This is a genomic window from Streptomyces sp. ID05-39B (assembly GCF_033794725.1).
GTDB classification, from domain to species: Bacteria; Actinomycetota; Actinomycetes; order Streptomycetales; family Streptomycetaceae; genus Streptomyces; species Streptomyces bobili.
In genome coordinates, this window is record NZ_JARGEF010000328.1 from 1 (window position 1) to 7,139 (window position 7,139).

The 7,139-nt window shown below is 69.3% G+C and carries 7 protein-coding genes; 1 reads left to right on the top strand and 6 read right to left on the bottom strand.

The window, feature by feature from the left end; genetic code table 11:
- Positions 1-91 precede the first annotated feature (91 nt).
- On the bottom strand, positions 92-1,966 hold the full coding sequence (locus tag P1P75_RS37885) for an AMP-dependent synthetase/ligase (protein WP_319263986.1): 1,875 nt from the start codon (positions 1,964-1,966) through the stop codon (positions 92-94).
- Positions 1,967-2,175: 209 nt separating this feature from the next.
- Positions 2,176-4,044, bottom strand: a complete 1,869-nt coding sequence (lepA, locus tag P1P75_RS37890; protein ID WP_319263987.1) for a translation elongation factor 4 — start codon at positions 4,042-4,044, stop codon at positions 2,176-2,178.
- Positions 4,045-4,264: 220 nt separating this feature from the next.
- Here lepA and rpsT point away from each other — a divergent pair, with 220 nt between their 5' ends.
- A complete protein-coding gene (gene rpsT / locus P1P75_RS37895) occupies positions 4,265-4,531 on the top strand; it encodes a 30S ribosomal protein S20 (protein ID WP_086765651.1) in 267 nt (88 codons plus the stop codon).
- A gap of 236 nt (positions 4,532-4,767) precedes the next feature.
- Here rpsT and P1P75_RS37900 read toward each other — a convergent pair whose 3' ends face one another.
- The 4 genes from P1P75_RS37900 to P1P75_RS37915 all read right to left on the bottom strand — a co-directional run.
- Positions 4,768-5,163: a nuclear transport factor 2 family protein gene (locus P1P75_RS37900; RefSeq protein ID WP_319263989.1), complete on the bottom strand. Its 396-nt coding sequence runs from the start codon at positions 5,161-5,163 to the stop codon at positions 4,768-4,770.
- A gap of 203 nt (positions 5,164-5,366) precedes the next feature.
- Positions 5,367-6,356 (bottom strand): DNA polymerase III subunit delta, encoded by a 990-nt coding sequence (gene holA / locus P1P75_RS37905; protein WP_319263990.1) that lies wholly within the window; start codon positions 6,354-6,356, stop codon positions 5,367-5,369.
- Positions 6,357-6,419: 63 nt separating this feature from the next.
- A complete protein-coding gene (locus P1P75_RS37910) occupies positions 6,420-6,665 on the bottom strand; it encodes a hypothetical protein (RefSeq protein ID WP_319263992.1) in 246 nt (81 codons plus the stop codon).
- Between the two features lie 136 nt (positions 6,666-6,801).
- Positions 6,802-7,139: arylamine N-acetyltransferase (locus P1P75_RS37915; RefSeq protein WP_319263993.1), on the bottom strand; the 338-nt coding region annotated here is incomplete at its 5' end.

Here is a 7,139-nt window from a genome sequence, read left to right on the forward strand (position 1 = left end):
GCGCGGGGGACCGCGCGGGGCGGCGATGGGCGGCGACGCCGTACCGGCGCAGCCGCCCCGCACCCCGAAGGGGCCTGCCTCCCGAGAGGGCCTACGCCTCCCGGGAGCCCGCGTACATCTCGTCGATCAGATGCTTGTACTCCCGCTCCACCACGGGCCGCTTCAGCTTCAGGCTCGGCGTGATCTCACCGTGCTCGACGTCGAGGTCGCGCGGCAGCAGCCGGAACTTCTTGATCGTCTGCCACTTCTGAAGCCCCTGGTTGAGGTGCTTCACGTACCCGTCGATCAGCGCCACCGTCTCCGGCGCGGCCACGATCTCGGCGTACGGCTTCCCTCCGAGCCCGTTCTCGTCGGCCCAGCCCCGCAGGGACAGCTCGTCCAGCGCGATCAGCGCCGTGCAGAAGTTCCGGTCGGCGCCGTGCACGAGGATGTTGGAGACGTACGGGCAGACCGCCTTGAACTGCCCCTCGACCTCGGCGGGCGCGATGTACTTGCCGCCGGACGTCTTGATGAGGTCCTTCTTGCGGTCGGTGATCCGCAGGTACCCGTCGGGCGACAGCTCGCCGATGTCCCCGGTGTGGAACCAGCCGTCGGCCTCCAGGACCTCAGCGGTCTTCTCGGGCAGCCCGTGGTAGCCCTCCATGATGCCGGGGCCGCGCAGCAGGATCTCGCCGTCGTCGGCGATGCGCACCTCGGTGCCGGGGAGCGGCTTGCCGACCGTGCCGGTGCGGTAGGCCTCACCGGGGTTCACGAAGGAGGCCGCGGAGGACTCCGTCAGGCCGTAGCCCTCGAGGATGTGGATGCCCGCGCCGGCGAAGAAGTACCCGATGTCCGGCGCGAGGGCCGCGCTGCCGGAGATGCAAGCGCGCAGGTTCCCGCCGAACGCCTCGCGGATCTTCGCGTAGACGAGCGTGTCGGCGACCTTGTGCCTGGCGCCGAGCCCGAAGGGGACGGAGGCCTTGCCGGTGCGCCGGAAGTTGTCCTGGGACGCCTTGGCGTACTCGCGGGCGACCTCGGCGGCCCACTGGAAGATCTTGTACTTGGCGCCGCCGCCCGCTCGGGCCTTGGCGGCGACCCCGTTGTAGACCTTCTCGAAGATGCGCGGGACGGCCGCCATGTAGGTCGGCCGCACGATCGGCAGGTTCTCGATGATCTTGTCGACGCGGCCGTCCACGGCGGTGACGTGCCCCACCTCGATCTGCCCGGAGGTCAGCACCTTGCCGAACACATGGGCGAGGGGCAGCCAGAGGTACTGCACGTCGTCGGCACCGAGCAGATTGGTGGCCGCGATCGCCTTCGCCATGTACGACCAGTTGTCGTGCGGGAGACGTACGCCCTTCGGGCGGCCGGTGGTGCCCGAGGTGTAGATGACAGTGGCGAGCTGCTCCCGGGTGATCGCGCCGACCCGCTCCTTGATCAGCTGCGGGTCCTGCTCCAGGCGGGCGGCACCGCGCCTCTCCAGCTCGTCGAGCGTGATGATCCAGTCGGAGGTCTCCACCCCGGCCGGGTCGATCACCACCACATGGGTCAGCTCGGGCAGCTCCTGGCGCTTCTCCACCGCCTTGGCGGCCTGGGCGGCGTCCTCCGCGATCAGCACCCGGCTCCCGGAGTCGGAGAGGATGAACGCCGACTCCTCGGCGTTGGTCTGCGGATAGATGGTGGTCGTCGCCGCGCCCGCGCACATGATGCCGAGGTCGGCGAGGATCCACTCGTAACGGGTGGAGGCGGCGAGCGCCACCAGTTGTTCGGGCTGCACGTCCAGCTCGATCAGGCCGGCCGCGATGGCGTGCACCCGCTCGGCGGCCTGCGCCCAGCTGAGCGACTTCCACTCGTCCGGGCCCTCGCCCGCCGACGCCGGCACGGGGTAGCGGTACGCCTCCGCGTCGGGCGTGGCGGCCACGCGCTCCAGGAACAGCCCCGCGACGGACGGCGGACGGTTCTCGATCAGTGTCTGTGTGTCGCTCACGACATCCTCCGGGGCCCGCGACGATGCGGCTGGCTCAGTGCGGCTGTTGTTTAACTCGCGAGTAACTATCGAGCAGGGATCAGAGTAGAGGGCGACTGGCCTGCACGTAAGAGCCATGGACTGTCACTTTTACACAACGGCGGCCACCGGACGGAGCGGGGCCCGCCGCGCGACAGCGCGACGGGCCCCGGAACCAGCGTGCCGGCGGGCTACTTCTTGCCCTTGCCCGAACCCGCGTTCTCCTCGCTGCTCAGGACTGCGATGAAGGCGTCCTGCGGAACCTCCACGGAACCCACCATCTTCATCCGCTTCTTGCCTTCCTTCTGCTTCTCCAGCAGCTTGCGCTTACGGGAGATGTCGCCGCCGTAGCACTTGGCGAGGACGTCCTTGCGGATGGCGCGGATGGTCTCGCGGGCGATGACCCGCGAGCCGACGGCGGCCTGGATGGGGATTTCGAAGGCCTGGCGCGGGATCAGCTCGCGCAGCTTGGCGACAAGCCGTACGCCGTACGCGTAGGCGGCGTCCTTGTGGGTGACGGCGGAGAAGGCGTCGACCCGGTCGCCGTGGAGCAGGATGTCGACCTTCACCAGCTGGGCGTCCTGCTCGCCGGTGGGCTCGTAGTCCAGGGAGGCGTACCCGCGGGTCTTGGACTTCAGGTTGTCGAAGAAGTCGAAGACGATCTCGGCGAGGGGGAGCGTGTAGCGGATCTCGACGCGGTCCTCGGAGAGGTAGTCCATGCCGAGGAGGGTGCCGCGACGGGTCTGGCACAGCTCCATGATCGAGCCGATGAACTCGCTGGGCGCGAGGATCGTGGCCCGCACGACCGGCTCGAAGACCTTGTCGATCTTGCCCTCGGGGAACTCGCTCGGGTTGGTGACCGTGTGCTCCTTCCCGTCCTCCATGATCACGCGGTAGACCACGTTGGGCGCGGTGGCGATGAGTTCGAGGTTGAACTCGCGCTCCAGGCGCTCACGGATGACGTCGAGGTGCAGCAGACCGAGGAAACCGACGCGGAAACCGAAGCCGAGGGCCGCGGAGGTCTCCGGCTCGTAGACCAGGGCGGCGTCGTTGAGCTGGAGCTTGTCCAGCGCCTCACGCAGGTCGGGGTACTCGGAGCCGTCCAGGGGATAGAGGCCGGAGAAGACCATCGGCTTGGGGTCCTTGTACCCGCCGAGGGCCTCCGTGGCGCCCTTCTCCTTGCTGGTGATGGTGTCGCCGACCTTGGACTGACGGACGTCCTTCACGCCGGTGATGATGTAGCCCACCTCGCCGACGCCGATGCCGTCGGCCGGCGTCATCTCGGGGGACGAGACGCCGATCTCGAGCAGCTCGTGGGTGGCGCCGGTCGACATCATCTTGATGCGCTCGCGCTTGTTGAGCTGGCCGTCGATGACACGGACGTAGGTGACCACGCCCCGGTAGGAGTCGTAGACCGAGTCGAAGATCATCGCGCGGGCCGGAGCGTCCTTGACGCCGACCGGGGCCGGGACGTCGCGGACCACCCGGTCGAGCAGCGCGTCCACGCCGATGCCGGTCTTCGCCGAGACCTTGAGCACGTCCGCGGGGTCGCAGCCGATGAGGTTGGCCAGCTCCTCGGAGAACTTCTCCGGCTGGGCGGCCGGCAGGTCGATCTTGTTCAGTACGGGGATGATCTTGAGGTCGTTCTCCATCGCCAGGTAGAGGTTGGCGAGGGTCTGTGCCTCGATGCCCTGGGCGGCGTCGACGAGGAGCACGGTGCCCTCGCAGGCGGCGAGCGACCTCGAGACCTCGTAGGTGAAGTCGACGTGACCCGGGGTGTCGATCATGTTGAGGATGTGCGTGTTCGCGGGGTCCTCGGTGGGAGCCCACGGCAGACGCACCGCCTGGGACTTGATCGTGATTCCGCGCTCACGCTCGATGTCCATACGGTCGAGGTACTGAGCACGCATCTGCCGCTGCTCGACCACACCGGTCAGCTGAAGCATCCGGTCGGCAAGCGTGGACTTGCCGTGGTCGATGTGCGCGATGATGCAGAAGTTGCGGATCAGTGCCGGATCGGTACGGCTCGGCTCGGGCACGTTGTTAGGGGTCGCGGGCACGCAGGGTCCTGTCTCTTGAGGCGCCTTATGCCTCGGGTCGGATCGATACGTAGTCTCCATGGTCCCACGCGCGGCGACCGGGAACCGGTTTGGGCCGCTCTCACGTGCACTGGTAGTCTGGGTGGCTGTGTCTCATGCCCTCTCAGCACGAGGCACACTCAAGAAATCACCTGGTGCGGGACCCGAGCGGCCCCGTGCCTGAACCTGCAAAGGCTCTTTCGTGGCGAACATCAAGTCCCAGATCAAGCGGATCAAGACCAACGAGAAGGCTCGGCTGCGCAACAAGGCCGTCAAGTCCTCCCTGAAGACCGCGATCCGCAAGGCCCGCGAGGCCGCTGCCGCGGGTGACGTCGAGAAGGCCACCGAGTACCAGCGCGCTGCCGCGCGTCAGCTCGACAAGGCCGTCTCCAAGGGTGTCATCCACAAGAACCAGGCCGCCAACAAGAAGTCGGCGCTTGCTTCGAAGGTCTCGTCCCTCAACGGCTGAACTCCTTCCTTGATCTGATCGCCGGGGAGAACAGAGCGGGCCCTCTCTCATCCGCTCCCGACCGGCACCCACGGATCCACGCGCGGCCTGCGTTCGCCACGCGGGCGTGGATCCAGCTTTCTGACATGCAGAACCGAAGGCCCCGGCGCCTCGCCCTTCCCCAGGGCGGGCACCGGGGCCTTCGGCATTCCTGCGGGGGGGGTGCGCTTGTGAGGTGCACTCAGCGGGTCGTGCGGTTACGACCAGAAGTCGTTGCTCAGGTCGAGGTCCTCGACGCACTCGTCGAGATCCGTGGCCTTGTCGCCGACGATCCGGAACACGATGCATCCCGTCTCGTCGAGGTGCTTGCCGTTGCGGTCGGCCGTGAAGCGGAACATGCCGACCGCGTGACCGCGACCGTCGACACAGACGGCGGTCAGTGCGACACGCAAGGTGCCCTTCGTCTCCTCGCCGAGCCGCCGGTACAGATCGATGATCGCGTCCTGACCCTTGAAGTCACCCGAGAGCGGGTGGCTGCCGGGAACGTGATGGGTGGCGTCGTTCGCCATCACTTCCCGCAGGGTGTCCATGTCCCCTCGCGAGAAGGCCTCGAAGCCCTTGCGGACAAGCGCCGCGTGCGGGTGTTCAGCCATGCTCGATCGCCACCTTTCCGCCGTCCTGGGCGATGTGTCGGCTGCTCCCTGCAATTCTCCTCCGCCCTGCACGGACGGCTACTGGATCTAGGCCCGGCCCCGGCGATGACCGGCTGTCCGGCTGTCCGGCTGTCCGGCTGTCCGATGACCGGCTGACGGGTCCGGCGCACCCGGCAGGCGGCGGCAGCGGGCGCCGAGCGGATCTACGCCCGGCCCCCGGAACGTGCCGCCCGTGCCACCGCCACCACGGCCTTCTCCAGCGCGTACTCCGGATCGTCGCCGCCGCCCTTCACGCCCGCGTCGGCCTCGGCGACCGCACGCAGGGCCAGGGAGACCCCGTCGGGCGTCCAGCCCCGCATCTGCTGGCGGACCCGGTCGATCTTCCAGGGCGGCATGCCCAGTTCCCGCGCGAGGTCCGCGGGTCTGCCCCCGCGCGCCGAGGACAGCTTGCCGATGGCCCGCACGCCCTGTGCGAGCGCGCTGGTGATCAGCACGGGTGCGACGCCGGTGGCCAGCGACCAGCGCAACGCCTCCAGTGCCTCCGCCGCCCTGCCCTCCACGGCCCGGTCGACGACGGTGAAGCTCGACGCCTCGGCCCGCCCCGTGTAGTACCGAGCGACGACCGCGTCGTCGATGGTCCCCTCGATGTCGGCGACGAGCTGCGACACCGCCGCCGCCAGCTCGCGCAGATCGCTGCTGATGGAGTCGACGAGCGCCTGACAGGCCTCGGGGGTGGCCGACCGCCCCTTCGCCCGGAACTCCTGCCGGACGAAGGCCAGCCGGTCCGCCGCCTTGGTCATCTTCGGGCAGGCCACCTCCCGCGCCCCCACCTTGCGCGCGGCGTCCAGCAGCCCCTTGCCCTTGGCCCCGCCCGCGTGCAGCAGCACGAGCGTGATCTCCTCCGCGGGCGCCCCCAGATACCCCTTCACGTCCTTGACGGTGTCGGCGGACAGGTCCTGCGCATTGCGTACGACCACGACCTTGCGCTCCGCGAAGAGCGACGGGCTGGTCAGCTCGGCGAGGGTGCCGGGCTGAAGCTGGTCCGACGTCAGGTCACGTACGTCCGTGTCGGCGTCGGCGGCCCGGGCGGCGGCCACCACCTCCTGCACGGCACGGTCGAGCAGCAGGTCCTCCTGGCCCACGGCGAGCGTCACCGGGGCGAGAGGGTCGTCATTCGCAGTCTTCCTGGCCATTGGGTCAAGGATGGCACGCGGCACTGACAGCGGGAGCCGCGGTGAAGGCCACCGCCGCCGCTCCTACGGCTCCTCCCGCCACCCGTCCCACTCGGCCGCGAACGCGTCCAGGTCCGCCGCGTCGAGCCGCCCCTCCTCGTCCCGCAGCACCACCAGCCACTGCGCGTCCTCCGCGTCGTCCTCACCGGCCAGCGCGTCCCGGAGGAGCCGCGGCTCCTCGCGCACCCCGAACCTCTCCCCGAGCGCCTGCGCGGCCTCCTCGGCGGCATCACGGTCGGGCAGCACCAGCACATGTCTCACATCGCTCACCCGCCCATTTTCCGGCACGTCCACCGCCGCCAGCGCGCAGGTCGGTGCCTGGGACGGTCCGCAGGGCCGGCCCGCCCCGATGCCGGACACCGCCACACGGCGAGCCCCACCCACCGGACACCGTCACCCGGTCTCCTCACGCCACGTCACCTCCCCGTGCCACCGGCACCCGCTCCAACGCGATCCCGAACCTCTCCCGGTACACACCCAGCACCTCCCCGTCCCCCGCCAACTCCCGTTCCTCACTCACACCCTGCTCGTCCGTCACCTTCAGCCGCCGCCCGCTGAGCGTGATCCTCCCTCCGTCCTCCGTGACCCGCGAGCACACCGGGGACCGGGTGAAGTGCGACTCGGGCGAGGTGCTGTGCCACCACGCCCCGGCCACGAAGTCGCCGAGCACCCGGGGTCGCACCTCCAGCCGGTACACCCGCCTGTCGTCCCGCACGACGTCCAGATCGGCCGCCCCCGCCACCC

What these genes read in the sequence shown, in the direction of transcription:
- holA (WP_319263990.1), bottom strand. Translation starts at nt 6,356, where the DNA reads ATGGCCAGGAAGACTGCGAATGACGACCCTCTCGCCCCGGTGACGCTC.
- P1P75_RS37900 (WP_319263989.1), bottom strand. Translation starts at nt 5,163, where the DNA reads ATGGCTGAACACCCGCACGCGGCGCTTGTCCGCAAGGGCTTCGAGGCC.